This window comes from Pedobacter sp. V48, assembly GCF_000523515.1.
GTDB lineage: Bacteria > Bacteroidota > Bacteroidia > Sphingobacteriales > Sphingobacteriaceae > Pedobacter.
In genome coordinates this window covers 82,553-108,766 of the sequence record NZ_AWRU01000032.1, presented here as the reverse complement: position 1 = coordinate 108,766, position 26,214 = coordinate 82,553, and the positions used below count along the sequence as shown (strand labels likewise).

Below are 26,214 nucleotides of genomic sequence, written 5' to 3'. Positions count from 1 at the left end.
ATGAAAGATGAGGAAAAAATAGTTATTAACTAGTTATAAACATATTAACAACCCGCCATAAAAGTTCCTTGTTGCTGCGGCATTAAAATACCGGCCACCGAGTGCATTCAAGTCGTTGCCTAAGCTGTATTTTTCGTTTAATATGTTATCTGCTCCTATGTAGATTTCAAAAGGAACATTTCCTATGTATAAGTTCTTTTTCCCAATTTTAGCTTGCACCAGGTGATATTTCCTTGCGTAAACTGTATTTGCATCATTAAGTGGGATACTAGAGGTGTAGTTGTGCTGTAAAAACACAGAAAAGTGCTTCGGTAGTTGTATATCGGCGCTGCTAACAATTGTTGTTTTAGGAACTCCGGTAAGGTCATTTCCAGAGAAATCATTGGTCTTGTCCAGATACTGATCAAATTTAAAATGACTAAGTGTATATGAATTCCTTAACTGCAAACCTTTAACAAAATGTATATTATTGAGAGGAATGATCCAAAAAGCTAAAGAACTTTCAAGCCCCCATTGTTTTGTGCCTCCAGCATTTATAAAGTATTCTGCCTCTTTTTCATTAACCAACACGGTGCGCCTAACAATTGCATTTTTAAGATTGTAATAAAATCCGGTTACATCAATAAATAACCTTTTGTTCACACCTTCATACCTTACTCCAGTCTCATAATTCCAACCATATTCAGGTTGTAAATCAAGATTAATTACATTGTCTGATGCCCTTACTTCAGCAAGACTTGGGGGAGAATATCCTTTGCTYACGGAGCTTCTTAAAGATAATTGATCATCTATTTTATAGGACAAAGCTACCCTTGGCATGAACTGGATATCAAACCTGTTCGTTTTTTTTGGGATGGCGACTGGAGCGATGCTCTTATAGTTGTATTCATAGAGATTGGCACTGGCAGATAATTCAACGAGCAGTTTTTGAAGAAGGTCGATACTTAAATGGGCAAATGCGAAGTTGGAATTTGCGTTTAGTTTATCAGATGCCTGAACAGCACCCCGCTGACCGTAATTATTATCATAGTTATCAAAATCGGTACCTGTTTTCATGCTTTCCAAGCCCAGGTTAAACTTCCATTCTACATCAGATGAGTTTCTTGTGTATTCCAGATAAGAACGGAGCCCCAAAGTAAATTCTTTCCGCTTTTCATAGTTGGTTATAAAAGGGTTCTTAAAATCTGTGTAAGATGAGAATACAGAAATTACGTGTTTGAAATTACCGTTGATTATCCAATTGTTGGAGATGCCACCATATAAGGTTTTGCTATAGATACCTGCTTTCTGGTCTATTGCACTTTTGATCGGGCCAGCTGCCGGACGAGACAATTTTGGATCTTGTTTGTATTGGAGCTCGGTTAGTCCACCAGGAGTATTGTAGTGTAGGTCGGAATAGAATAACAACGCTTTTAAGTTCGCTTTTTTTGTATAATCCCACTTTTGCAGCGCTTGAAAATACTTGCGGTCCATATTGCTGTGATCACGATAGCCATCGCTTCGCTGGTAGGCTTGGGTAATGCTTAATTTATACTTTCCTGATTGATGCTGTAACAGTGCATTTTGATGAAAAGCTCCAAATGATCCCCCTTCGAGTTTTAATGAAACAAAGGTGCTATCCATTGGCGCGTTAGTGCCTTGGGGTTGTATCAAAATGACACCACCAGAGTTAGCCCCATAGATACTGCTCTGCGGGCCTTTTAAAATTTGAAGTTGTGATGCACCTGCAACATCAAGAGCATTCAGATAACTATTCCCTCCTGCATCAGTTAATGGGAAGTCGTCCAGATAAATTTTAATATTCCTTATTCCAAAAGGCGATCTTAGTAAGCTGCCTCTTATAGATAACCGGTAGCTTCCGGGAGAACGTTCTTCCATTCTAACCCCCGGAATTGTATTTATAGCTGAGACAAATGAGTTGCCAGATTGTTTAGTAAGGGTAGTACTATCAATCAGGCCAATTGTACCTGTAGATCTGATTAAAGATTGGGTAGAAAAATAAGGTCTTATGGTAACCTCATTTAATCTTCTGGTAGAATCCTGTTGTGCCTGAGCAAAGCTTGTAACTCCTATGAGGGCAAATAGTCCTGTTAAAAATGTTTTCATTCTTTAACAAAGCTAAAATTTACCGGCTAATAATTACCATCATCTATTGGCTATTTTCTCTGGAATATATTCAGTTAAACACCGTGAAATCCATCTGTTTATTATATCTTTAGGCGATTTTAATAGAAAGCACGTTTATCATAAACAATACTGCTTTATTTTTTTTATTCATATAATCGTATTTATAAAAATATGTCAAATACATCAAAAATTATCTATACCAAAACAGATGAAGCGCCAATGTTGGCAACCTATTCATTATTACCAATTGTACAAGCTTTTACAGCCTCAGCAGGTATTGATGTAGAAACCAGAGATATTTCTTTGGCCGGAAGAATTTTGGCAAACTTTCCTGAATTTTTAAAGGAAGACCAAAAAGTTGGAGATGCGTTGACAGAATTGGGCCAGCTTGCAACCACACCGGAAGCTAATATTATCAAATTGCCTAATATTTCGGCTTCTATTCCACAATTGGTTGGTGCGATTACCGAATTGCAATCGCAAGGATTTGCTATTCCTAATTATCCTGATAATGCACAAACAGAGGAAGAAAAAGCAATCAAAGCAAAATATGCAAAAGTTTTAGGTTCAGCAGTTAACCCAGTTTTACGTGAGGGTAACTCTGATCGTAGAGCACCAAAAGCGGTTAAGAATTATGCAAAAGCCAATCCACATTCAATGGGAGCGTGGTCTGCAGATTCGAAAACCCAAGTTGTAAGTATGAGTGAAGGTGACTTTTATGGATCTGAGAAATCAGTTACCGTAACAGAAGCCACTCAATTTAAGATAGAATTTGTAGATGCTAATGGATCTGTTACTGAACTAAAAGGATTATCGTCACTAAAAGCTGGTGAAGTTATCGATAGTTCTGCAATGAGTCTTTCTGCATTAAAATCTTTCGTGGCTAAAGCTATAGAAGAAGCAAAGGCAGCTGGAGTTCTACTTTCGGCGCATTTAAAAGCTACAATGATGAAGGTTTCCGATCCTATCATTTTTGGGGCTATAGTTGAAGTTTACTTTGCAGATGTTTTTGCTAAATACGCGGATTTATTTAAAGAACTAAATATAGATACCCGTAATGGTTTAGGAGATGTTTATGCTAAAATTGCAGRAMNAYCSWWAACWKNCASMAGNNTTKAGNGMCGMWAWTGCYCAKNGYARWKSAAMAWRRSCSGKYAAKARYYATGSWAAAKYCANATMMAGNAWTYAMKRRSMKYSRKGTNNCTWCWRATKYWATYKTRRATGCTTCTATGCCCGCTATGATCCGTACTTCAGGTCAGATGTGGAATAAGGATAACAAACAACAAGATACGATTGCTGTAATTCCAGATCGCTGCTATGCTGGTGTTTATACCGCTACTATTGATGATTGTAAAGCTCATGGTGCTTTTGATGTTACTACAATGGGTTCTGTACCTAATGTAGGCTTAATGGCACAAAAGGCAGAGGAATATGGTTCTCACGATAAAACTTTCCAGGCAACAGCCAACGGGATAATCCGTGTGACAGATGCGAATGGTAAAGTTTTCTTTGATCAAAAAGTTGAAAAAGGAGATATCTTCAGGATGTGTCAAACCAAAGATGCACCGATTCAGGACTGGGTAAAACTTGCTGTAAACAGATCTCGCTTATCGGCTACGCCTGCAGTTTTCTGGTTAGATGAAAATAGGGCTCATGATAGAGAGATTATTGCAAAGGTAAATAAGTACCTATTGGATCATAATACTACTGGTTTAGACATCCGTATTTTATCTCCAATTGAAGCAACTAAATTTACGCTAGACAGAATTCGTAAAGGAGAAGATACCATTTCAGTAACTGGTAATGTTTTGCGTGATTATTTAACTGATTTATTCCCGATTTTGGAATTAGGTACATCAGCAAAAATGCTTTCTATAGTACCATTAATGAACGGAGGTGGTTTATTCGAAACAGGAGCAGGTGGCTCAGCACCAAAACATATTGAGCAGTTCATTCATGAGGGTTATTTACGTTGGGATTCATTAGGAGAGTTTTTAGCATTAGCTGTTTCCCTGGAACATTTAGGGCAAACTCAAAATAATTCAAAAGCTTTGGTACTTGCTGAAACTTTAGATTTGGCAACTGAGAAGTTCCTTGCCAATGATAAATCTCCAGCTCGTAAAGTAGGCCAGATAGACAATAGAGGTTCGCACTTCTATTTGGCTTTATATTGGGCAGAGGGTTTAGCTACACAAACTAAGGATACAGAGTTGCAAGCTAGATTTGCCCCATTAGCTAAGGCTTTAACTGAAAATGAAACAAAGATTTCAGGAGAATTGATAGGCGCACAGGGTAAACCACAAGATATTGGAGGGTACTATCACCCCAATGACGATTTAGCATTTAAAGCAATGCGCCCAAGTGAAACATTTAATGCTGCTTTGGCAAATTTATAAGATAAAAAAAGTTAAAATAAGAAGCCCGTTTGTGAATGCAAACGGGCTTCTTATTTTAACTTAAAAACCGAAAACAATTCAAGGTTTTTTTAGGTTTTATTTACWYWTYATNTACCATGAAGGCTTTATTGTATATAAAAACAATTTTATCTAAGTTTATATAAAAATTATCATTATGAGCGCAGACCAAAACAATGTTCCCGGAGCAAGAAAAGCACTCGACAAACTTCACCCTACCGAATTAGGAGAAACTAAAGACTTTAATAATTTATCATACGATAAGAGCCGAAACAGTTTCGAATTTGATGTAAGGGGGGAAGATAGTGAGTATGATCATCCATTGCCATATGATACCTCTGCGCCAAATGGTGAGGATAGTATTTCTACATATGATGAAGCAAATCCATACAATGGTTCAGCTTATGACGAAGATCAGCAAGTTGGAGAAAACCTGGAAAGTGCTGCCATGCATATTGATACCTTAGAGAGCCTTGAGCTTGAGCCGGAAGATCAGTTGCTGGCCCGCACTCCTGAGGATGAAAGGGATGATTTGGATGAAGAGGGTTATCCTGTTAATGACACGCCACCCGTGAAACCTCATTAAGAATTAACGTCGAGATTAAAGCGCTTACGCATTTCTTCCAGTTTAGGATTCTTTTCAATCAGGTACTGGTATTTTTCAGTATTGGTATAAAGTCTGTTGACTACAGTTCTTGCTACCTGTTTAGTCTTAATAGTTAGGCTAAAGTTTTTCAGATTTGGCCTTAAGAAATTAAGGAAATCTATCATTTCTTCCTGTAATAATCCTTCCTGTAGTTTGTGTTCTACGTGTACAGTAATCTCCTCAGGAGAATCAAGTATTGGAGCTGAACTGCTAAGCAAGGTGTATATGTTTATTTTGCCATCATCTTTTGCCTTATTTGCATATTGGGTCCATAAGGCTGATAGTTGTTCATAGGTAAAGGCCTCTCTTGCATCTCCGCTAATGTATTTCCGCTCGTCGCCTTCCTCTCCCTCGGCTACACGTCCAATGTCATTTAGTGATGGTATTAATGTCGCTACTTTTTTAGCGTCGGCGAGAGGTTTCAGTGCAATCTTCGTGGCCGGTGCCGGGCTGGCTATTTTTGCCGCAGGAATCGATGGCAGGCCAGGTGAATCCTGTTCAGTTTTTTTTGCTAGTTCAGGAAGTTTAATTGGTTCAGCTGCTTTAACCGGAGTCTCTGCAGGGGCTGGGTTTGTAGGTGCAGACGAACTTACATTAGTTTTTTTTTTAATCTGATCTGTGTCAGTGGCGGAGTTATTATTAGGGTGCTGGGCGAGTTGAAGTACCGAAGGGATGTGGCACATTTTGATTAAAGCCAGTTCTACCTGTAATCGTTGATTTTTACTGTTCTTATAATTAAGATCACATTGATTGGCGAGATTTAGCGCAGTAAGTATAAATGAAACAGGTGTTTGCTGACTTTGCGAAATGTACTTCTGTTTAATATTTTCACTTACTTCTAAAAGTTTTGTGGTTTGAGGGTCTTTAGCCACCAATAGATTACGTAAGTGACCTGCCAGTCCATTTATGAAATTATTGCCATCAAAACCATTATTTAAAATCTCGTCAAATAAGATTAATGCGTTACTAACATCTGCACTGGTCAAGTTTTGAGTAAGCTTAAAATAATAGTCGTAATCCAGAATGTTCAGGTTGTCTATTACAGATTTGTAGGTTAGGTTTTTATTAGTATAACTTACAATCTGGTCGAACATTGACAGCGCATCCCTTAAGCCGCCATCAGCCTTTTGGGCTATAATGTGTAATCCATCGGCCTCAACTGAGATATTCTCACGTTGTGCAATCTTATTCAGATGGCCGGATATATCATCAACCTGGATCCTGTTAAAGTCAAAAATCTGACATCTTGAAAGGATAGTCGGTAGTATTTTATGCTTCTCTGTTGTTGCTAATATAAAAATAGCATAAGATGGTGGTTCTTCGAGCGTTTTTAGAAAAGCATTAAATGCATTTGCAGACAGCATGTGTACCTCATCTATAATGTAGATTTTATATTTCCCAGCCTGTGGGGGGATACGCACTTGCTCAATTAAACTGCGAATATCGTCAACAGAGTTGTTTGATGCAGCATCAAGCTCATGAAAATTAAATGAATGACCAGTTTGAAACGAAACACATGAATCACATGTTCCGCAAGCTTCCTGATCTTCAGTTAGATTAGTACAGTTTATAGTTTTAGCTAGAATACGGGCACAGGTGGTTTTACCTACACCTCTGGGTCCACAGAATAAAAATGCCTGGGCTAACTGATTGTTCTTAATGGCATTTTTTAGCGTGCCTGTAATATGGTGCTGTCCAACAACGGTTTCAAACGTTGCCGGGCGGTACTTACGGGCTGATACTATAAAATTTTCCATTCGCCAACGAAAATATGAATTTTTGTTGAGGTTGGAATGTGGTAAGTTGGAAATGTTGAAAAATTGACTGTAAAAGTAGAGAGCTGCTTACTTGAAAACGGATTTCAGTTCTTTTCTGTATTCTGATGCACTTTTTCCTGTGAACTCTTTAAATAGCTTATTGAAATGGCTGAAGTTATTGAACCCGCTTTCGTAACTGATATTTGCGATACTGATCTGCTTCTCTGCTAAAAGCTTGGCGGCATGTACCACCCGATATTCATTTACGAATCTGGTAAAAGTTTTTTTTGTTATTTTCTTAAAATACCTGCAAAAGGATGGGGTCGTCATGCTGGCCATCTCCGCTGTGGCCGCCAGGTTAATTTCTTCCTGAAAATGATCTTTAATGTAATTAAAAATCATGTTAATTCTGTCATTGTCCTGAACTTGCATTTCCATAGAGAAACCTGAGGCATTTAAAATTTTGTAGTCTTTAGCATTTTCCAGGTCCTTTAAAACACTTAATAATGTCAGAAGTCTATCAAAAGGTTGTTGGTTATCCATACTTTCTATTCTTTTGCCAACGGTTTTTTTCGTTTCAGCTCCGAAAGCAATACCTCCCTTTGCTTTATTAAAGAGGTCTGAGATGTATTTTGTTTCCTGTAGTTTTAGAAAATCAGCACCCAGGAAGGTTGGTTTCATTTGAATAACCGTTTCATTCTTGTTGGCTGTATTGGTATCCGTGAAACCACAATGGGGCAGGTTGCTGCCTATTAGTATTAAATCCCCATCTGTATAATAAGAAAGGTGACTCCCGATTTGCCGTTTACCGGATCCCCCGTTTACAAAGACCATTTCTATTTCGGGGTGGTAATGCCATACATGTGCCTTATTGTTTAGGTTCTCTGCATATTTTGAATAGTAAAAGGAGCTTCCGAAAGAAGATTCAATGATTTCAAAGCCTGGTTTTGTATTCCTCATTTTCTTTTTATTCGTTTTTTAGTGAATAAAATATGATTTCCGAAGTTAATGTCAAATTGAAGGTTAATATAGCATAGATATATGGAAATATGCAATAAATTTTTGATTGAAAACAGAGGTAATTTTGATCTATAAATTAATTGTTCAATTTAAATAGTTTTGATATGAAAAATTTTATAAAAATCAGTTTGATCGCAGTTTTATTAATTAATTCTGTTGGTTTGTATGCAAGTGAAGGCAATTTTTCGATTAAACTTAAGGATGTAAACGAAAAATCAGTTACTTTTTTTATTAATGAAACGCAGGTTGTTGAAGTGTCTTTATATGATGCTAACAATGAAGTTGTATATGGGAAAAAGATAAATGCAGTAAAAGGTTCTACAAAGACATATGATTTGAATTCACTTCCTGATGGGAGCTATAGATTTCAACTGAAAACAGAATCTAATACGGCGGAGTATAAGATACAGCTTAAGGACGGTAAGGCTTCTGTTTCAGATCCGTTAGTCGCTGATGTGGTTCGGCCAGTCTTAACGAAAGAAAACGGGATTATTACTTTAAATTTTGAAAATGCTCCGAAGGGGCCTCTTGAAATTCAAATTTTAGACCGATATAATGATGCTGTATATGAACGTGTGTTTGAGGGAGAGGCAAAGTTTGTTAAGAGATTTGACGTTGCGCATGGTCTGAAAGAGCTTACCTTTATCATTAGATCGGCAAACCAGGTTTTTACAAAGACCGTTCAAATGTACTAAGTAAGTACAATAAGTGTTGTTTTTACAGAGGTTGTCCTTTTGGTCAACCTTTTTTTATTTGGAAAGAGCAGGAAATTTTCGGCCTTGATATGAAGGATATAACCCTGATATCTATTAAAGGCTGCACACAGGTTAATATTGTAAAGTAGTGAATGCGAGCGGAGCTGGATTAGTTGTTCAATAAACGCTAAATCATTTGATTATTAGAAATTTATTGTTACTTTTGCATCCCGCATTAAGAGCGGATTAATTAAAAAAACAAATAATAACAATGAATCAGTACGAAACTGTTATCGTTCTAACCCCGTTGTTATCAGAAGAAATTGCGAAAGAGGCTATTGCCAAATACAGCAAGATCTTAGCTGATAGCGGAGCCGAAATTGTTCAAGAGGACAATTGGGGTTTGAGAAAATTAGCGTATCCGATTGAGAAAAAAGCAAGCGGATTCTTCCACCTTACAGAGTACAAATCTTCAGGTGAAGTAATTAGTAAATTGGAATTAGAACTAAAACGCGATGAGCGTGTTCTACGTTTCTTAACCATTAGATTAGACCGTCATGCGGTTGCATATAATGAAAAGAAACGCAGTGGTGCTTTTAACAAAAAACCTAAACAGGAGGCTGCAGTATAATGGCAAAGGATCAAATACAATATGTTACTGCTCCAAAAGTGGACGATAACAGGAAAAAATATTGCCGTTTCAGAAAAAACGGTATTAAATATATTGATTATAAAGACGCAAACTTTTTATTGAAGTTTATCAATGATCAAGGTAAAATTTTACCTCGCCGTTTAACCGGTACTTCATTGAAATTTCAACGTAAAGTGGCTCAAGCGGTAAAACGCGCTCGCCACATCGGTTTGTTGCCTTTCGTTGCTGACCAATTAAAATAGGAGCTGAGAGATGGAAATTATTTTAAAACAAGATATCAAATCCCTAGGGGAAAAAGACGATATCGTTTCTGTAAAGCCAGGATATGGCCGTAACTACCTGATCCCGCAAGGATTTGGACAGCTAGCTACTCCTTCAGCTAAAAAAGTATTAGCAGAAAACTTAAAGCAAGCTGCTTTTAAACAAGATAAAATTAAGAAAGATGCTGAAGGTATTGCTGAGCGTTTAACCGACGTTAAGTTATCTATCGGTGCTAAAGCTGGTGAAACAGGTAAGATTTTTGGTGCTGTAAACACGATCATGATTGCTGATGCATTAAAACAACAAGGTTTTGATGTTGACCGTCGCCGTATCACTTTCGAAACTGAGCCTAAATTTGTTGGTGATTATATTGCCAACTTAAACTTACACAAAGAAGTGAAAGTTAAAGTTCCTTTCGCAGTTGTAGCTGAGTAATCATTTGTCTTCTGATATTAAAAAGCGTCCAAACAGGGACGCTTTTTTTTGCATACAATCTTCCTGGAGGCTTTAAAATTATCGGCTTATGACTTACCTTTGGCCGATGGCAAAGCGTAAACGAGCAACCAGTAGAATAAACTCAAAATCTCCCTTATTTAAGAAAATTACAACCATTGTTACCAAGGTATTTCTTTGGTTCTTAATGGTTACAGTGCTTTGGGTGTTGGTTTACAGATTTATTAATCCTCCTATTACACTCTTAATGATCCAAAGAAATCTGGAGCGTAGTTCTCATGATAAGTCATTTAAAATGGAGAAGAAATGGGTTGACTTTGAAGATATTTCCGAGAATATGAAACGGGCAGCTGTATCTGCAGAGGATCAGCTATTTCTTAAACACATTGGATTCGACTTAAAAGCTATTGAAAAAGCTTTTGCCTCAAATAAGAATGGAAAAAAAATAAAGGGTGGAAGTACAATTTCTCAGCAAACTGCCAAAAACGTATTCTTATGGCCTGGTCGCTCATGGATTCGAAAGGGGTTTGAAGCTTATTTTACACTACTGATAGAAATGCTTTGGAGCAAGGAAAGAATATTGGAGGTGTATCTAAATGTAATTGAAATGGGAGATGGAATCTACGGAGCTGAGGCTGCAGCCCAATCTTACTTTGGTAAGTCCTGCACTAAATTAAGCAGGGCTCAGGCAGCACTAATCGCCGCTTGTTTCCCTAATCCAAGAAGGTGGACTCCTAAAAAAGCTACTCAATATATCAGACACAGACAATTTCTCATTTTGAAAAATATGAGAAGATTAGGCCCCTTGGATTTTTAATTTCCAGGTATTTCTCATAAAACCCCTATATTAAGCCTTGACTATGCTGTTCGAGGAAGACGTTAGAAGCTATTGGGATAAAATGCGCCTTGGGGATAAACAAGCGCTATTTGAATTGTACAGTAACATGTATTTTCATTTGATCCGGTTTGGATTAAAAATAAATGCAGACGATGAACTGGTGAAAGATTGTGTTAATCAAGTGTTTTTGAACTTGTGGGATAAAAGATCTCGACTGAACGCTGTAGATAATGTGAAGTCATATCTGATGACTTCCTTAAAAAGATGTATGCTTGATCAATTGGCATACACAGATAAAATGAATGAGGCAGTTAGCAGGATGGGGGCAGAAAAAGAGCATGCTGAACTATCGTACGAGGAGATTATGATTGCTGTGCAACAGGATGACGAGTTGAAGCATAGACTACAACTGGCAATTAAACAACTAACTCCGCGACAAATGGAGTTGATTCAGTTGAAATTTTTCGAAGGTTTAACATACGAACAAATAGCCGAGCGCAGCTCTCAAACTGTGAAAACGGCTTATAATACAATTTACGATGCGATTAAGATGTTGAAGAAGCTCTTAAAGTAATTGTTTTAGAAAATATTATAGAATTTCTTAGGAAAAGAAGTCATTTCTATCGTCTGTATAGTAAAAGTAATTGCTATGGTAGGGCTTAAGGATGATTTTTGTATTGAAGAACTAATTTGCTGTGAATCCTTTCAGCAATATTGCCTTGGCACCAGCCTTGCCGATCAACTTCTATGGGATGAATGGATTGATAAGATTCCACATAGAAAAGCTGATTTTGAAGAAGCAAAAAAAATAGTTAACATCTTAAATGTTAAACAAGGCAGTCGTTTAAGTCAGATCAAAGAGTTAAAAGAGGGAATAAAATACCGTAATGCATTTGTTGAAAAAATTGAACTTGGCACTGAACCTGACCTTAATCATAAACGAGCATATCTAAAGTATACCATAGGGGTAGCTGCGGCTATTGTAGCGGTCTTATTTTTATACTTTTATACAAATCCATATTTAAAAGATAAAAWCMCTCCCAATATTTTTAAGCATWACWCGTCRSKAATGGCTGTAMRCANAAACCWTCATACTAAGCGACGGTACTGTAATAACGCTGGCAAAAGAAAGCTCAATTCAGTTATATGATGCATTTGATACCGGAAAAAGAGAGTTGTGGCTTACCGGCGAAGCATTTTTTGATGTAAAACACGATACAGCCCATCCATTCATTGTCCATACTTCTTTTAACGATGTAAAAGTTCTGGGAACCACTTTCAATATAAAGGCTTATCCTAATTCAAAAACAACGGAGACATCATTAATACATGGAAGTGTTCGTATAGATTCTAAAAGTAATCCTGGCAATTTTGTGATTTTAAAACCCAATCAAAAAGTAGTAAGCAATAATCAATCGGAAACAAAGGATGAATCTGTTACTAGAGAGTACAAGGTTTCTGTATTGCAAACGGATTCTTTTTCCAAGAAACCCGAAGAAACTAAGTGGATAAGAAGCAGGCTAGATATTGATAACCTGCCATTGTCCGCCATTGCCCAGAAACTTCAGGCCTGGTATGGCATAGAAGTTTTGATAGCTGATGAACAGGTAAAGGACTACCGCTATTCAGGAACATTTGAAAATGAGACTGTTGTTAAAACACTGGAAGCTTTACAACTATCTTATCCCTTTAAGTTTGAGATTGAAAATAATATAATCACTATAAAAAAATAGCTATAACCAGGCTATCAAACAGATAAAAACAACCTAAACCAACAAATATGAGAAAATATGTACTTTTAGAACATTGTAGCTATTCCTTTACCGGTAGGATCTTATTGAGTATGAAAATTACAGGATTTATCTTACTTGTTTTATGTATGCAGGTTTCTGCTGCCGGGTTTGCCCAGCAAAAGATTACAATTAATGCCAGCCGGCTAAGCATTAAGGAATTGCTTAAAGCAATTGAGAACCAAACAGAATATCGTTTTGTATACAGTAACAATACAATTTCCAGTAGTAATAAGAATTCTCTTAATGTTCAGGATGTATCATTAGATGAGGCAATGAGCCAGATTTTGAAAGATACCAAACTTACCTATGCGTTAAAGGAGAGCAATTTGGTAGTAATTTACCCCACTGTGTTGACTAATAGAAAAGACATTGTTATCACAGGGAAAGTTGTTGATGATACAGGGTTACCAATACCAGGGGTTTCGATTAAAGTTTCGGGCTTGACAATAGCTACGATAACAGATGCTAACGGGGAGTACAATATTCGCGTACCTGATAATTCCTCTAATCTTGAGTTTTCATTTGTAGGTTACGCAAAACAACTTGTTAGTGTAGGAAATAGAAAAGTGATAAATATAGCACTGAAAACCGATAGTCAGAATCTGCAGGAAGTAACAGTAACAGGCTATACGAATTACACAAAACAACAATCTGCAAGTGCATCATCTGTGGTTTCAGGTAAGGACATGAGCCAGGTGCCACTTTCAACTTTCGATCAGATTTTGCAAGGCAGGGTGGCTGGGTTACAAGTGTCTTCAGGATCTGGTCAGCCAGGTACCAGTGCTCAGGTTATTCTAAGAGGAATAGGGACAATAAACGGGAACACCTCTCCATTGTATGTTTTAGATGGAATACCAGTTGAGGATGCTTATTTTCAAACCTTAAATCCATCCGATTTTGAAAGTGTTACTGTTTTAAAAGATGCTACTTCAAAAGCGCAGTACGGTTCTAAAGGTGCTAACGGTGTAATTGTGATTACAACAAAAAAAGGTAAATCTGGAAAGATTCAGTTCAATTATAAGTCTCAATATGGTATTTCCAAGCTAACTTCGCCTAAGTTTAATATGATGAATACCGCACAAAGGCTGCAGTTTGAAGAAGAAATAGGATTGGAAACAGGATCAGAAATTGGGCCGGGCTGGACATTCTCGAAAAAGAATCCGGAATATGCCAGTATGAGCTCTGCAGAACAAAACAGGGCGGGTGTTATTTTAGATAGTATTGGAAAAATAAATACGGATTGGAAAGATATTTTCTTTAGAACCGGGAAGTTTACCGAACAACAGGTGGATGCAAGCGGGGGTAATGAAAATGTTAGGTTTTATAGCTCTTTAAATTATTATAAACAGGATGGGATTGCAGTTAGATCTGGTATGGAACGTTATTCTTTAAGAAATAATGTTGATTTTAATGCCGGCAGATTCTCAGCTTCTATAAACACAAGTTTAGGTTATTCAGAATCGAGCTTTATTGAACGTGAAGGATCCAGCAGCGGAAGTAATCCATTGTCAGCAGTATATTATGCACTTCCGTATGAATATCCTTATGCTTCTGATGGAACATTAGTTCATTACGGTAATTCAGATGATTATGAAATTTATGACCAACGTGAGGGGAGTAACGCTTTAGAAAGGTTGTTAAATACCACTAATAAAACCAATCAGTACAAAACGATTTTAAGCGGATCATTAAACTATAAAATCACCGACGATTTGACTGTTAAAACTCGATTGGGCGTAGATTTTAGAGAATCTACCGATGAGCGGTTTATTAGGCCTGATTCATACTCCGGATCAAATGAAAATGGAGAAAAAGGAAGTTTTGGAGAGAATTTACGACGTAACTTTTCAATGATCTCTACCTCAGGAATAACATATTCAAAGGTTATTGATAAACATAATTTTGAAGTAACCGGACTTTATGAGATTACAAAGCAGCATTTCAGAAGCTTTGGGTATACTGCTTTTGGCATAGATCCAAGATTGCCTGAAACACCGGCAGGTGCAACTCCCGGTTCTGATGAGAATTCGTTTATTCCTGAATTTAATGGTGGAAGAACAAGAAATGCACTAATCTCTTATATAGCACTTGGTCGTTATACTTTTGATGATCGATATACACTTAATGCAAGTTATAGGTATGATGGATCTTCGACATTGCCTGCCAAAAATAGATGGCATGGCTTTTACTCATTAGGTTTTGCATGGAATGTTAAAAAAGAAAACTTCCTTGCCAACAGTGAGTTCATCAGCGATTTAAGATTTCGTGCCAGTTATGGTACTACTGCCAGTCCGTTCCCGGGTAATTTTACTTACCTGCCTACCTTTGCTACTACTTCTTATGGAGGTAACAGCGGAATTTATCCTTATGCTTATGGTAGTGCAAACTATGATTGGGAGTACGCTAAGGATTTGAATATCGGTTTTGATCTGGACGTATGGAATAACAGGGTACATTTGGTAAGTGATATTTATAATAAGGAAACAGCGAATCTATTTTTGGACCTTCCGGTATCACTTACTTCCGGTGTCGGAGCGTTACCATTAAATGCGGGTTCAATGCGTAACAGAGGTATAGAAACTGAACTTAGGGTAGATGTGATTAGAAATGAATCATTAAAATGGAATGTGGGGCTAAACTTTGCTTACAACAAAAATAAAATCACTTCACTTGCTGGTTCTGAGGGATTCGAGAAAAATACAACCGAGATTGTAAGAGAAGGATTACCTTACGGGTCTCACTATGCACCTAAATGGGCAGGGGTCAATCCAAAAACGGGTGATCCATTATATTATAATCCAGATGGAACCAAAACCTCAGATTATAATGCTACAACAATGAGTGTGGCAGAATTTGGCAGTCTTTACCCACCTTTTACTGGAGGATTTAATACCTCTTTAACCTATAGGGGAATTAATTTAACAGCGCTGTTTAGTTTTGCGAATCATGTATATAGATATAATAATGAAGACTATTACAATGAAAATCCAAGTTTTGGTACAAGCGGACAATCGGTAAGGATGCTTTATAATAGATGGAAAAAAGAAGGTGATCAGGCACTTTTACCCAGGTATGATGCCAAAAGAAGCTATTCATCTAAAGACATTCAAGACGCCTCGTATATAAGACTTAGAAATGTGAATTTAAATTATTCACTGCCAAAAACATTTCTGGCCGGTACTAAATTCATAAGTGGTGTAACTGTTTTCGCTCAAGCAAGTAATCTTGTTACCTGGACAAAGTGGAAAGGTTTTGATCCCGAGGATAATAATGGCGAAGCTATGTTTGATTATCCAAGTTCCAGAACATACACTTTTGGTTTAAATGTTAACTTCTAATCGTACAATCATGTTGAAATATTATAGCAATAAACTTTCTCTTTGTGCCATTTTTCTATTGGCCTTTTTAGCAGTCTCCTGTACCAAAGAACTGGATCTGAAACCATCTGATACAATTGATGATTCAAAAGCATTTCAATCTGTTTCGGATCTTAACGGGGGGCTAGTTGGCGTGTATGCTTCATTGGATGCAACAACAATAACCAATGTATCCCTTACTTCTGATGAATGTACCCTGCCAAGTGAAAATAGCACCGGTAGAGGGGTGTCTACCTATCGCTGGCAGTATGATGGAAGTAATGGTACCATTACTGCGGGCTGGGAAAGCAACTACATTTCTATAGACCGAGTGAACAGGGTGCTTACCTATGTAGATAAGGTAAAGTCAAAATCATCAGAAGAAGTACTTAAAAGTCAATACAAAGGAGAATTATTAGCGCTTAGAGCATACTGTCATTTTGAGTTACTTAGAAACTTTGCTTCTAAATATGAGGCTTCTGCAATGGGGGTGCCATATATGGAGGTATCAGAAGTTTCTAGTCCATCCAGATTAACTTTTGGAGAATCGATAAATAAAATCAAATCTGATCTTTTGGCAGCTAAAGGACTAATCCCTTCAGATTTTGAAGACAACACAAGGATAACACTAAATGCAGTTTCTGCTATACAGGCAAGGGTTGCATTGTATGAGAAGAATTGGGAGGACGCTATTAAATATAGCTCTGAGGTAATCAGTGCTGCACCTTTGACAAGTATTGATGATTTTGGAGATATCTGGAAAGATGAAACTGACGACGAGGTAATATGGAAATTGAAACGAGTGGCAGGAGATAGCCGTATTGGAGATTTCTATTATGATATCAAAAATATCATTGTATATGCCCCCGCTTTTGAATTGATAAATACTTACGATAAGAATAATGATGTAAGGTACTCTGCCTATGTGAAATTTGATGATACGCGTGGTGCGGGTAAGTCTAAATACAGCGTAAACAAATATCTTGAAGGAAGTTCCGGTTTGCCAAATCTTACTGATGTAAAACTTTACAGAACKSKCKWMMKRTMTYWGATTAGAGCTGAGGCTTATGCTGAAAAAAATAACATTCAGTTGTCGGCACAAGACTTGAATGCACTAAGGAAGGCAAGAATTAAGAATTATGCAGATGTATCCTTTGCAGATAAATCAACTTTGTTAACGGCGGTTATTTTAGAAAGATACAAAGAACTTGCTTTTGAAGGGCATAGATTTTTTGACCTAAGAAGAAACAATTTACCAATAACTCGTGAGCCTGCGGATGCAATTAATGCTTTGGGTGCAATCAATTTAACCTCTGGAAATAAAGAATACGCTTATCCTATTCCTAACGCAGAAATTAAAGCCAATTCAAACGTTAAACAAAACCCATTATATTAAACGGAATACTATGAACTATAAGCTTAATTATTACTTTTCTATTTTACTGCTGCTTACATCTTTGAATTTACAGGCACAAAAGAAATATGTATTAGTTGTGCATGGAGGTGCCGGAACAATTCTAAAGAAGAGCATGACCCCGGAAAAGGAGGCCGCATATACTGCAGCATTAACAAAGGCTTTACAGCATGGCTATGATGCTATTAAATCAGGTAAAACGAGTCTGGATGCGGTTGAAGCAGCTATACATGTACTTGAAGATTCGCCACTCTTTAATGCCGGTAAGGGAGCCGTTTTTACACACGATGGTAAAAATGAAATGGATGCTGCAATTATGGAAGGCAAAAGTTTAAAAGCAGGAGCTGTTGCCGGAGTAACTGTAATCCGTAATCCAATTACCGCTGCAAGGGCGGTGATGGAAAAATCTGAACATGTAATGATGGTGGACAGGGGAGCTGAGCAGTTTGCTGAGCAGTGTGGAGTTGAAATAGTTGATCCCAAATATTTTTATACAAAAGAGCGTTGGGACGGGCTTCAGCAGGCTATAAAAGAGGATTCAGTAAAGGCTGTACTTGATCATGGTAATAAGAAATCCATGAAACTTGGAACTATAAATAGAGATTATAAATTCGGTACAGTGGGAGCAGTGGCGCTTGACAAGATGGGTAATCTTGCAGCAGGAACCTCAACAGGTGGAATGACAAATAAGAAGTACGGCCGAGTTGGTGATTCTCCAATTATCGGCGCAGGAACTTATGCAAATAACCTAACAGCCGGAATCTCCTGCACTGGCTGGGGCGAGTTTTACATCAGAAGTGTTGTAGCGTATGATGTTTCGGCTATGATGGAATATAAAAATCTTTCTGTTTCAGATGCTTCGAAAACGGCCCTAGACAAAATGGAAAAGCTTGGTGGAGACGGTGGGTTGATAGCACTTGATAAAAATGGGAATGTAGCGATGCCATTTAATACAGAAGGAATGTATAGAGGCACAGTAACAGAAGATGGTAAAATAGAAGTATTGATTTATAAATGATGATCTTAAATATATTACATAAATCTGGGTTAAGGCAGATTCTTTTTTTTGCGCTTATGCTGTTTGCCTATTCTTCAATTGCGCAGCAAAGGTCTTTGCCAAAGGGAAGTTTGTTTATTATTGGAGGCGGTTCCCGTTCTCCGGAATTGCTGCAGAAACTAATTAAAACTGCCAATCTGAGTTCAAAGGATTATATGATTGTTCTTCCTATGTCTAGCGGTGATCCTGTGGCTTCTTTTAATGCCATTAAGGAAGAACTCTCTTCTCAGGCTGAAAATAGCATTGGTTATCTTAATTTTACTACTGAAAGTGCTAATAATAAGAAATTACTGGATTCTTTGTCAGGAGCAAAACTGATCTTTATTACGGGTGGCGATCAAAGCCGTTTTATGAAGGTTGTGTTAAATACACCCATATATAAAGCCATTCATCAGGCTTATAACAAGGGCGCAACAGTAGCAGGAACAAGCGCAGGGGCTGCAGTGATGAGTAAGTATATGATTACTGGCAATCAGTTGGCAGGAGACACCACTTATAGGGAAACTTTTAATAAACTAATTGATAAGAATATTGAATTTGAGCAAGGTTTGGGGTTGCTTACTTCAGTTATTATTGATCAGCATTTTATTAAAAGAAGCAGGTTTAACAGGCTTCTTTCTGCATTGGCAGCGCACCCTACTTTTGACTGCGTAGGTATCGATGAAGGGACGGCAATAATTGTAAAAGGGAAAAAGATTGAGGTTGCAGGAGATAGTCAGGTATTAAGAATAGCAGATCCTGAAAACTTAAAGGTCACAGAAACAGGACATATAAAAATGGAGAGCCTTCGCTTTAATATGTTTACAGAAGGCGATGTGTTTTATGTAAAATAATTGATATTGAATGTCGGTTACAGTAAATGTGCAAACACTTTACTGTGCCAGCTTTGTTCAAATGGTATTTGCCACTTGGTTTCAAATTCCTGTAATGTTTGTACCATGTTATTAAACACAATAGTTTGTGGACCTATTGCTTTTATGTTTACCAATGTTTCAAAATCTTCTTTGTTGGTAACAATAACTTTGTCTTCTAACTTGTAAGCCATATTAAACCTGTCAAACAGATCTACATTATATTCTTGTTCAATTTCTTTCATTATCCTAACGGATGAATCTATAGAGCAACCTGTAACCCCTGCAGAAGCTTCATCAACAAAAAACACAATAAAGAAATTGTATAGTATTTGTGTCTTTGCATTTAGCTGATGGCCATGTGCTTTCCATTGTACAGTAAAATCATTTAATCTTTCCTGTATCGCCTGTACCTCGTCATTTGTAAATGCGCGGTTACTCTGGTATATCCAAATTCTGGATTGTGGAGAAAAACTCATAGATCAAAAATACAAAAATATTTAACTTGATTATGTTAAATACTTAACGCCATGAAAAAGTTTACATTAAACTTGAAAATATGCCTCACATTAGCAATGTGCCTTCTTTTCATGGGATTTTCTAAGCTCAAATTACTTGATGAACAAACCGACTATATCCAGCAATTGCTTGTCGGTCACTATAATAAGGAGCTCGAAACATCGCAAATAAAGCATTATGAACTTAATGTTACTAACAGTGGTTTTTGCAGATACAAGCGATTTTTTAAGAGTGGTAAGATTGAATATTTCTCTTTCAATTTGATGAAGTTCAAAGATCTTGATTATCAGGGAACAGATACGATTGGCGACTTATATTTATACACCAGGGGTGATGATGTAATTGTGCAAACTTATAATGATAAAAATGAAGAGGATGTAGACACAATGGCGAATTACATGTCGATACCTGTAAAAAACATGAATACTCAGGATCTTACGGCGCTTTCTGAACAGATTAGAAAGACGAATGCTCGCTTACTTGCTCAAAAATAGTGTAGACCTCAGTTTCACCAAACCTAGAGGCGACAACAATTTCAACTTCTCCGGCATGCTCGCTAAACAAACTATGTGCTAACTGAGGATTGTTATTGTCTTTGGATAAGTGCGATAACAATAAATGGGTCATATATGATGGCCTATGGTGTATAAAGAGGTCTAAGGCTTGCTTATTGGATAAGTGACCCTTACCTCCACTGATACGTTGCTTTAAGAAATACGGATATGGGCTTTTACTTAATAGATCATCATCGTAGTTCGTTTCAAGAAATGCTGCGTGGCATTGTTTAAAATGAAAAATAAGTTGATCACAAGCCGCTCCAATATCTGTAAACACACCGACCTTGGTGCCTCCGCAAGAAATCATAAAACTATGTGGCTCAGATGCATCATGTATTTTAAGAAAACTGGTTACTTCTAAGTTTCCAACAGATATTGTTTGGGTGCTATATAATACTCTTATGAGGTCTTCACGAATATTAAATCTGCATCCATTTAAAGTTCCCTGTGTTATGTATACCGGCAAGTTGTATTTTGAAGAGAGGGTAGCCAGTCCGCGAACATGATCTGTATGTTCATGAGAAATGAAAATCGCTTTAACGTTATGCATTGATAAACCCAAACGTAACATTCTCTTTTCAGTTTCCCTGCAAGAGATTCCTGTATCTACAAGAATGGCTTCCTGATGATTTCCAATATAATAGCAATTTCCGTTGCTTCCGGAATTTAAAGAGGCAATATGTAGCTTGTTACAAGCCATTTGCGCGAGCTGTAATTTCAGCAATATCCAATACTTGTACGTTTTTGTCCTGATCTTTCAGCTTCACACCATCACTTATCATCGTCATGCAGAAAGGGCAACCGGCAGCTATAATATTTGGCTGTGTTTCAAGGGCCTCTTCAATACGTTCAATATTAATGTCTTTACTGCCTTTTTCGGGTTCTTTAAACATCTGTGCACCGCCTGCACCGCAGCATAATCCATTAGACTTGCAGCGTTTCATTTCTACCAGCTGCGCATCTAAAACCTCTAAAGCCTTACGCGGAGCTTCATAAACTCCATTTCCACGACCTAAATAACATGGGTCATGATAAGTTATCTTTTTACCTTTAAAGCTTTCTCCTCCTTCGGCTTTTAGCCTACCCTCGTCAATTAACTGTTGGATTAGCTGTGTATGGTGAATAACTTCATAGGTTCCCCCTAAACCCGGATACTCATTTTTAATGGTGTTAAAGCAATGAGGGCAGCCTGTCACTATTTTCTTTATGTTGTAGGCATTTAAAACCTCAATATTAGTCATGGCTTGCATTTGGAAAAGAAACTCATTTCCGGCCCGTTTTGCAGGGTCTCCGGTGCAGCTTTCTTCAGTACCTAGAACAGCATACTTCATGCCTACATGGTGGAGGATTTTACAGATGTCGCGAGTTGTTTTTTGTGCTCTTTCGTCATAACTGCCTGCGCAACCTACCCAGAATAATATCTCAGGGTCTTCGCCTTTGGCTATCATTTCTGCCATTGTAGGCACTTCAAAATTTAGTTGCTCGCTCATCTTTAAGCTATAATAGATTTAAATACTTTAATTAACTTTCTTTTGCCCAGTTAAACCTGTCGGCCGGAGAATATTTCCACGGGGCGCCATTATTTTCAATATTACCAAGCATTGCATTAATACTTGCCGGTGATTGAGATTCTTCCATTACCGCATACCTTCTCAGTTCTGTAATAATTGCAAGAGGATCTATGTTTATAGGACAAGCCTCTGTGCAGGCATTACAGCTTGTACAGGCCCATATTTCTTCCCTGCTGATGTAGCTATCAATCAAAGATTTGCCATCATCAAAACCATTGCCCGTTTTATCGATGTTTTTTCCAACCTCTTCCATTCGGTCTCTGGTATCCATCATTATTTTGCGGGGCGAAAGCAGCTTGCCGGTAATGTTTGCCGGACAAACTGAAGTGCACCTTCCACACTCAGTACAAGTATAAGCATTCATTAGGTTTACCCATGTAAGGTCATTCACATCTTTAGCTCCAAAGCGTCCTGATTCTGCTTCTTCTGGAGTAAATGATGGGTCAAGCATGGCTTTTACTTCATTTGTAACACTCTTCATGTTTGTAAATTCTCCTTTCGGCTCCAAATTAGAGAAATAAGTATTAGGGAATGCAAACAGGATATGGAAGTGCTTAGAATAGGGCAGGTAATTTAAAAATATAAGTATTCCAATGATGTGAAACCACCAGCAACCTCTTTCAATGGCGACAAGGGTTGCCTCTGAATTTGGCAAAAGATTTTGTAGATACTGACTTACAGGAAAAGCTCCGGCGTTTGTATAATGTTGGGATCCAAGAATCTGAAGTTTTGCATCAGCGGCATTCATTAGTAAAAATGCTGTCATTAACAAAATCTCGGATATTAGGATGTAATTGGCATCTGATCTAGGCCATTTAGTCATTTCTATGCCACTAAACCGCTTAAGTTTAAGGATGTTTCTTCTTATTAAAAAGACAGCACAACCGACCCATACACCAAGGGCTAATATTTCAAATGAGCCTATTAGGAAATCATAAATAAAGCCTACTCCAGAAAATATTCTGTGAGAGCCGAATATTCCATCTATCAAAATTTCCAGAACTTCGATATTGATAATAACGAAGCCTACGTAAACTATCAAATGCAGAAAAGCTGGGATTGGTCTGAAAAACATTTTTGTTTGGCCAAGCGCTACTTTAAGCATCGTCATAAACCTTTTTTGAGACTGATCCGATCTATCGGCCGACTTTCCCAATTGTATATTTCGGATAACTTTTTTGATATTATAGCTAAACAGGGCTATTGCGGCCAGTGTAATTGCTATAAATATGATTTGTGCCACCATTTGATTTTCTATTAGTGTTGCTAAGTTAAAAATAAATATGCCAAAATAAATTACTATGCATGCATAAATTTAGAATTTTTTGAACGCCTCAAGGTACTTTTTGATATAGTCTGATTTGTTTTTTGATTTGTATTGCATTATGTATCTGGGGTGTTCCAATGCAATGATCTCTTTAAAGTATCTTTTTTCGTTGTTAAGTTTTCTTAAAAATGATTCGTTTTTTCCTGTTCCAAAACAAAAACAAATATCGGTTTCGAAGCCTATGGCAATTTGTTTCTCCAGGTTTTCAATTATAAATGCATATGCCGCTTTTGAAAGTTCAGCGCTGTCGTAGTAATTGTAATTAACCTCTTTGCTTTTGGTGCTTTTAATGGTGAAGCCTAAAGGACAAACTGAATGAATATAAAACTTACTGTAGAACGCTTGTATATCTCCATAAGCTGCAATCATTTCGTAAACGTATTCTGATGAAGGCTCGTGTGTCATTTGTCCTGGAAATGGTATATCGCATTTACCTACCATCCTTTTAGGGTCAGTAAATGACACGCCCGTCATTGCAGAACCAAAACGACCGGGATTGATGCCCAAAATGAGGTGTCTGGGTTCATTATCGTTGTAATATTTTTTGTAAAAGGCAGACGAGCAGGCTAGTGCCAGCGGATTTTCCTTATAAGGATTCATTATCCGAATGTCATCGGGCAGGGAACCATGAAAATCCAGTTGCTTATTAAATGCAATAATCCTATCGGCAAAGGTTGTCATGGAGGTAAAGATAAGGAGCGGTAATTTAAAACTGCAAAACCTTAAGCGTTTAACTCGTAAAATCTACTGTCTTTACTGTTTCCAATGAAGAAACCTAATTTGTCGGGTTTGCTCTTGATTTTTAGGGTTAATGAGCGGATTTTTTTCTTGAACTCTGTCATTGCAATTTCCAGATCCTGATCTTCAGGAATATTTATAAAAATATTATTCCGATCATCGGCTATCAGCCAACCTGGGTAGTTTTGCTTTAAAAGCAGATCAATCCATTCTTTCTTATACGCGTTCATAAATACAAAACTAGAGATTTACAGCAATTCACAAAAACTGTTGGACTATATTTTTCGATAACCATTCCTTCTAAAGATAAACTGTTCTGACTTTGATCAATATTTCAATAGCTAATTGTTAATAAAATTAAGAGTTAAAGCGTATTAGGACTATGGATATTTATTGAATATCTCCATTTGCACGGTAGGTTACAATGATATTGAGGCTATTTAAAATGGGTGGTGCCGCATTCCACCATCTACAACCGCTACCGTACCGGTTATGTATCGCGCACGAGGAGATACTAAGAAAACAGCCATGTTGGCCATATCCTGGGGCTCGCCGAAATCGCCAATCGGAATCTCGCGGTCGGCAAATTTCCTACGCTCATCGCCAACAAAGAAGGGGCGAATATTTTCGGTATCTATGAGACCTGGTTGCAAACAGTTTACTGTAATGCCATAGCGGCCAACTTGCACCGAGAGTTGTTTAGACCACATGACAATAGATGCTTTGGCAACTGCCGATACATTAACCGCTCGTAATTCATAACTGCTAGCCAAGTTTAGGATAGACCCCTGTTTACGAGTCATAAAATGAGGTAGAAGCTCTTGCGTTAATTGTCTGGGTCGATCAAAATCCAAGGCCATTGATTCTATCCACACCTTTTCAGACCCAACCACATCAACCGGACGACTACGGCCGGCATTATTGATAAGAATATCAACATGTCCTTCCCTCAGCTCCAATCTTTCGCGGAGCTCCGACTTCTAGGATATCCTGAATGAGGGTGATAGGTTCTATACCTCCGGAAGTATTCACTTCTTCTTTGAGACTATTAAGTAAATCTTCGTTTCTAGCCACGGCCAAGACTTTTACGCCCTCCAAAGCCAATTCTTTTGCGATTGCTCTGCCAATTCCCTGACTGGCACCTGTTACTATCGCGGTTTTTCCTTTTAAATATAGGTCCATAACTTTTCTTTCCTTGCAAAATTAGATAGCAGCATCTATTTTTACAGCTTGTGCAACCAATTGTACGGTACTAACAAACATGTAAGTAATGGCAACAAGAAAAGAAAACTCGACTTATAGCAGCAATGAAAAATGGATCATTGAATGTGATTTGACCTATGCTGTTAACAAGATCGGAGGGAGGTGGAAAATTCTGATAATAAGCAAGCTGGAAAGCAAAGTTCATAGATTCAGTGAATTAAAGAAAGAGCTACCCTTTATTACAGAGCGGATGCTTGCGCTACAACTGCGAGCATTAGAAAAGGATGGCCTGGTTAAGCGTACGGTTTATGCCGAAATTCCACCGAAAGTTGAATATGAGCTGACTGAAATGGCACTTGAATTTGGTCCTATTTTTAAACAACTAAGTATTTGGGGTGGTAAACATCGTTCCGACACAAACTCGTCATCTTAATTAATTCTGCTCAGTATTCATGACTTAAAAATTTTGGTGCCGAGCCATATACTTAGGTGGTAATTTGCTTATCTATTGAAAATTTACCGCTTCCATTTATGAATGTAGCAATTGATAGACCAATAATCAATAAATGATATTCATACCCTTCACCTTTCTGACTCCCAAACCAATTCATGAAAAACCCATTTTGCAGATGTTCTGTGAAAATAATACCGATAAAAAGCATCACCACAGCCATGGACCACAGACGAGAGGCAAAACCAATGATGAGTGAGACAGCACCGAAAAACTCAATAATAATGACGAGAAGAGCGATTAACCAAGGTAAATGCAAGGTTTCGGTAAAGAAGCCCATCTCCTTTGAAAATCCCGGACCATCAAACCAACCAAAAACTTTTTGTGCTCCATGTGGAAACATTACCAATCCGATTGTCAAACGTGTGATTAGGCCTGTCCAATCGTTATCTGTTTTAAAAATCATGTGCTTCATTTTGCTTTTTCTTACAAAAAAAATGAAATACGAGGGTTT

The 26,214-nt window shown here is 37.6% G+C and carries 25 protein-coding genes and 2 pseudogenes; 15 read left to right on the top strand and 12 right to left on the bottom strand.

Annotated features, from left to right (window positions below; all coding sequences use genetic code 11):
• Positions 1-33 precede the first annotated feature (33 nt).
• The gene (locus N824_RS22410; protein ID WP_048907358.1) at positions 34-2,106 is read right to left on the bottom strand and encodes a TonB-dependent receptor; all 2,073 of its coding nucleotides are present in this window, start codon (positions 2,104-2,106) and stop codon (positions 34-36) included.
• 192 nt (positions 2,107-2,298) lie between these two features.
• On the opposite strand from N824_RS22410, the pseudogene N824_RS38905 reads away from it, so the two are divergent.
• Positions 2,299-4,523: pseudogene (locus N824_RS38905) on the top strand (NADP-dependent isocitrate dehydrogenase).
• A 175-nt stretch (positions 4,524-4,698) separates the two neighbouring features.
• Complete coding sequence (locus N824_RS22395) at positions 4,699-5,127, top strand: hypothetical protein (RefSeq protein ID WP_048907357.1); 429 nt, start codon at positions 4,699-4,701, stop codon at positions 5,125-5,127.
• Here the strand turns inward: N824_RS22395 and N824_RS22390 are convergent.
• Complete coding sequence (locus tag N824_RS22390) at positions 5,124-6,944, bottom strand: DNA polymerase III subunit gamma/tau (RefSeq protein ID WP_048907356.1); 1,821 nt, start codon at positions 6,942-6,944, stop codon at positions 5,124-5,126. The two genes, N824_RS22395 and N824_RS22390, sit on opposite strands and share 4 nt — an antisense overlap.
• An 87-nt stretch (positions 6,945-7,031) precedes the next feature.
• Positions 7,032-7,904: an AraC family transcriptional regulator gene (locus tag N824_RS22385; RefSeq protein ID WP_048907355.1), complete on the bottom strand. Its 873-nt coding sequence runs from the start codon at positions 7,902-7,904 to the stop codon at positions 7,032-7,034.
• Positions 7,905-8,068: 164 nt separating this feature from the next.
• On the opposite strand from N824_RS22385, the gene N824_RS22380 reads away from it, so the two are divergent.
• From N824_RS22380 to N824_RS22325, 11 genes and pseudogenes are all read left to right on the top strand, one after another.
• The gene (locus tag N824_RS22380; RefSeq protein ID WP_048907354.1) at positions 8,069-8,659 is read left to right on the top strand and encodes a hypothetical protein; all 591 of its coding nucleotides are present in this window, start codon (positions 8,069-8,071) and stop codon (positions 8,657-8,659) included.
• A gap of 271 nt (positions 8,660-8,930) precedes the next feature.
• The gene (gene rpsF, locus N824_RS22375; RefSeq protein WP_048907353.1) at positions 8,931-9,290 is read left to right on the top strand and encodes a 30S ribosomal protein S6; all 360 of its coding nucleotides are present in this window, start codon (positions 8,931-8,933) and stop codon (positions 9,288-9,290) included.
• Positions 9,290-9,553 (top strand): 30S ribosomal protein S18, encoded by a 264-nt coding sequence (gene rpsR / locus N824_RS22370; RefSeq protein WP_012780908.1) that lies wholly within the window; start codon positions 9,290-9,292, stop codon positions 9,551-9,553. The genes rpsF and rpsR overlap by 1 nt, the downstream gene beginning before the upstream one ends.
• A 10-nt stretch (positions 9,554-9,563) precedes the next feature.
• The gene (gene rplI, locus N824_RS22365; protein ID WP_048907352.1) at positions 9,564-10,007 is read left to right on the top strand and encodes a 50S ribosomal protein L9; all 444 of its coding nucleotides are present in this window, start codon (positions 9,564-9,566) and stop codon (positions 10,005-10,007) included.
• An 88-nt stretch (positions 10,008-10,095) separates the two neighbouring features.
• On the top strand, positions 10,096-10,842 hold the full coding sequence (gene mtgA / locus N824_RS22360) for a monofunctional biosynthetic peptidoglycan transglycosylase (RefSeq protein WP_235207246.1): 747 nt from the start codon (positions 10,096-10,098) through the stop codon (positions 10,840-10,842).
• Between the two features lie 43 nt (positions 10,843-10,885).
• Positions 10,886-11,437, top strand: coding sequence for an RNA polymerase sigma factor (locus N824_RS22355; RefSeq protein ID WP_048907350.1), 552 nt, complete (start codon positions 10,886-10,888; stop codon positions 11,435-11,437).
• A 454-nt stretch (positions 11,438-11,891) separates the two neighbouring features.
• Positions 11,892-12,596 (top strand): FecR family protein, encoded by a 705-nt coding sequence (locus N824_RS22345; RefSeq protein ID WP_306413928.1) that lies wholly within the window; start codon positions 11,892-11,894, stop codon positions 12,594-12,596.
• A 47-nt stretch (positions 12,597-12,643) separates the two neighbouring features.
• Positions 12,644-15,994, top strand: coding sequence for a TonB-dependent receptor (locus N824_RS22340; protein ID WP_235207245.1), 3,351 nt, complete (start codon positions 12,644-12,646; stop codon positions 15,992-15,994).
• 10 nt (positions 15,995-16,004) lie between these two features.
• Positions 16,005-17,408 (top strand): annotated as a pseudogene (locus N824_RS22335) (RagB/SusD family nutrient uptake outer membrane protein).
• Positions 17,409-17,418: 10 nt separating this feature from the next.
• Positions 17,419-18,444: an isoaspartyl peptidase/L-asparaginase family protein gene (locus N824_RS22330; protein ID WP_084498423.1), complete on the top strand. Its 1,026-nt coding sequence runs from the start codon at positions 17,419-17,421 to the stop codon at positions 18,442-18,444.
• Entirely contained in the window at positions 18,441-19,316 is an 876-nt protein-coding gene (locus tag N824_RS22325; protein WP_235207243.1) for a cyanophycinase, read from the top strand. The genes N824_RS22330 and N824_RS22325 overlap by 4 nt, the downstream gene beginning before the upstream one ends.
• Before the next feature lie 17 nt (positions 19,317-19,333).
• Here N824_RS22325 and N824_RS22320 read toward each other — a convergent pair whose 3' ends face one another.
• Positions 19,334-19,813, bottom strand: coding sequence for a hypothetical protein (locus N824_RS22320; protein WP_048907347.1), 480 nt, complete (start codon positions 19,811-19,813; stop codon positions 19,334-19,336).
• Between the two features lie 51 nt (positions 19,814-19,864).
• On the opposite strand from N824_RS22320, the gene N824_RS22315 reads away from it, so the two are divergent.
• Positions 19,865-20,347, top strand: a complete 483-nt coding sequence (locus N824_RS22315) for a hypothetical protein (protein ID WP_048907346.1) — start codon at positions 19,865-19,867, stop codon at positions 20,345-20,347.
• On the opposite strand, the gene N824_RS22310 is transcribed toward N824_RS22315, so the two are convergent.
• From N824_RS22310 to N824_RS35915, 7 genes are all read right to left on the bottom strand, one after another.
• Positions 20,310-21,110 (bottom strand): MBL fold metallo-hydrolase, encoded by an 801-nt coding sequence (locus N824_RS22310; protein ID WP_048907345.1) that lies wholly within the window; start codon positions 21,108-21,110, stop codon positions 20,310-20,312. The two genes, N824_RS22315 and N824_RS22310, sit on opposite strands and share 38 nt — an antisense overlap.
• Positions 21,100-21,900, bottom strand: coding sequence for a (Fe-S)-binding protein (locus N824_RS22305; RefSeq protein WP_048907344.1), 801 nt, complete (start codon positions 21,898-21,900; stop codon positions 21,100-21,102). Before N824_RS22305 ends, N824_RS22310 begins: the two co-directional genes overlap by 11 nt.
• A gap of 31 nt (positions 21,901-21,931) precedes the next feature.
• Entirely contained in the window at positions 21,932-23,227 is a 1,296-nt protein-coding gene (locus N824_RS22300; protein ID WP_048907343.1) for a 4Fe-4S dicluster domain-containing protein, read from the bottom strand.
• A 69-nt stretch (positions 23,228-23,296) separates the two neighbouring features.
• Complete coding sequence (locus N824_RS22295) at positions 23,297-23,989, bottom strand: uracil-DNA glycosylase family protein (RefSeq protein ID WP_048907342.1); 693 nt, start codon at positions 23,987-23,989, stop codon at positions 23,297-23,299.
• Between the two features lie 41 nt (positions 23,990-24,030).
• The gene (locus N824_RS22290; RefSeq protein WP_048907341.1) at positions 24,031-24,276 is read right to left on the bottom strand and encodes a hypothetical protein; all 246 of its coding nucleotides are present in this window, start codon (positions 24,274-24,276) and stop codon (positions 24,031-24,033) included.
• Positions 24,277-24,486: 210 nt separating this feature from the next.
• Complete coding sequence (locus tag N824_RS22285) at positions 24,487-25,005, bottom strand: SDR family NAD(P)-dependent oxidoreductase (protein WP_200869925.1); 519 nt, start codon at positions 25,003-25,005, stop codon at positions 24,487-24,489.
• Positions 24,980-25,228 (bottom strand): SDR family NAD(P)-dependent oxidoreductase, encoded by a 249-nt coding sequence (locus N824_RS35915; protein ID WP_200869924.1) that lies wholly within the window; start codon positions 25,226-25,228, stop codon positions 24,980-24,982. The genes N824_RS22285 and N824_RS35915 overlap by 26 nt, the downstream gene beginning before the upstream one ends.
• Before the next feature lie 88 nt (positions 25,229-25,316).
• Here N824_RS35915 and N824_RS22280 point away from each other — a divergent pair, with 88 nt between their 5' ends.
• Entirely contained in the window at positions 25,317-25,682 is a 366-nt protein-coding gene (locus N824_RS22280; protein ID WP_048907340.1) for a helix-turn-helix domain-containing protein, read from the top strand.
• 52 nt (positions 25,683-25,734) lie between these two features.
• Here the strand turns inward: N824_RS22280 and N824_RS22275 are convergent, their stop codons facing one another.
• Positions 25,735-26,166, bottom strand: a complete 432-nt coding sequence (locus N824_RS22275; RefSeq protein ID WP_235207241.1) for a DoxX family protein — start codon at positions 26,164-26,166, stop codon at positions 25,735-25,737.
• Positions 26,167-26,214: the final 48 nt, after the last annotated feature.

Bases quoted from the DNA above. Each gene is read 5' to 3' on its own strand.
- N824_RS22395 (WP_048907357.1), top strand. From the start codon at position 4,699: ATGAGCGCAGACCAAAACAATGTTCCCGGAGCAAGAAAAGCACTCGAC.
- N824_RS22390 (WP_048907356.1), bottom strand. From the start codon at position 6,944: ATGGAAAATTTTATAGTATCAGCCCGTAAGTACCGCCCGGCAACGTTT.
- N824_RS22385 (WP_048907355.1), bottom strand. From the start codon at position 7,904: ATGAGGAATACAAAACCAGGCTTTGAAATCATTGAATCTTCTTTCGGA.
- N824_RS22380 (WP_048907354.1), top strand. From the start codon at position 8,069: ATGAAAAATTTTATAAAAATCAGTTTGATCGCAGTTTTATTAATTAAT.
- rpsF (WP_048907353.1), top strand. From the start codon at position 8,931: ATGAATCAGTACGAAACTGTTATCGTTCTAACCCCGTTGTTATCAGAA.
- rpsR (WP_012780908.1), top strand. From the start codon at position 9,290: ATGGCAAAGGATCAAATACAATATGTTACTGCTCCAAAAGTGGACGAT.
- rplI (WP_048907352.1), top strand. From the start codon at position 9,564: ATGGAAATTATTTTAAAACAAGATATCAAATCCCTAGGGGAAAAAGAC.
- mtgA (WP_235207246.1), top strand. From the start codon at position 10,096: ATGACTTACCTTTGGCCGATGGCAAAGCGTAAACGAGCAACCAGTAGA.
- N824_RS22355 (WP_048907350.1), top strand. From the start codon at position 10,886: ATGCTGTTCGAGGAAGACGTTAGAAGCTATTGGGATAAAATGCGCCTT.
- N824_RS22340 (WP_235207245.1), top strand. From the start codon at position 12,644: ATGAGAAAATATGTACTTTTAGAACATTGTAGCTATTCCTTTACCGGT.
- N824_RS22330 (WP_084498423.1), top strand. From the start codon at position 17,419: ATGAACTATAAGCTTAATTATTACTTTTCTATTTTACTGCTGCTTACA.
- N824_RS22325 (WP_235207243.1), top strand. From the start codon at position 18,441: ATGATGATCTTAAATATATTACATAAATCTGGGTTAAGGCAGATTCTT.
- N824_RS22320 (WP_048907347.1), bottom strand. From the start codon at position 19,813: ATGAGTTTTTCTCCACAATCCAGAATTTGGATATACCAGAGTAACCGC.
- N824_RS22315 (WP_048907346.1), top strand. From the start codon at position 19,865: ATGAAAAAGTTTACATTAAACTTGAAAATATGCCTCACATTAGCAATG.
- N824_RS22310 (WP_048907345.1), bottom strand. From the start codon at position 21,110: ATGGCTTGTAACAAGCTACATATTGCCTCTTTAAATTCCGGAAGCAAC.
- N824_RS22305 (WP_048907344.1), bottom strand. From the start codon at position 21,900: ATGAGCGAGCAACTAAATTTTGAAGTGCCTACAATGGCAGAAATGATA.
- N824_RS22300 (WP_048907343.1), bottom strand. From the start codon at position 23,227: ATGGTGGCACAAATCATATTTATAGCAATTACACTGGCCGCAATAGCC.
- N824_RS22295 (WP_048907342.1), bottom strand. From the start codon at position 23,989: ATGACAACCTTTGCCGATAGGATTATTGCATTTAATAAGCAACTGGAT.
- N824_RS22290 (WP_048907341.1), bottom strand. From the start codon at position 24,276: ATGAACGCGTATAAGAAAGAATGGATTGATCTGCTTTTAAAGCAAAAC.
- N824_RS35915 (WP_200869924.1), bottom strand. From the start codon at position 25,228: ATGGACCTATATTTAAAAGGAAAAACCGCGATAGTAACAGGTGCCAGT.
- N824_RS22280 (WP_048907340.1), top strand. From the start codon at position 25,317: ATGGCAACAAGAAAAGAAAACTCGACTTATAGCAGCAATGAAAAATGG.
- N824_RS22275 (WP_235207241.1), bottom strand. From the start codon at position 26,166: ATGATTTTTAAAACAGATAACGATTGGACAGGCCTAATCACACGTTTG.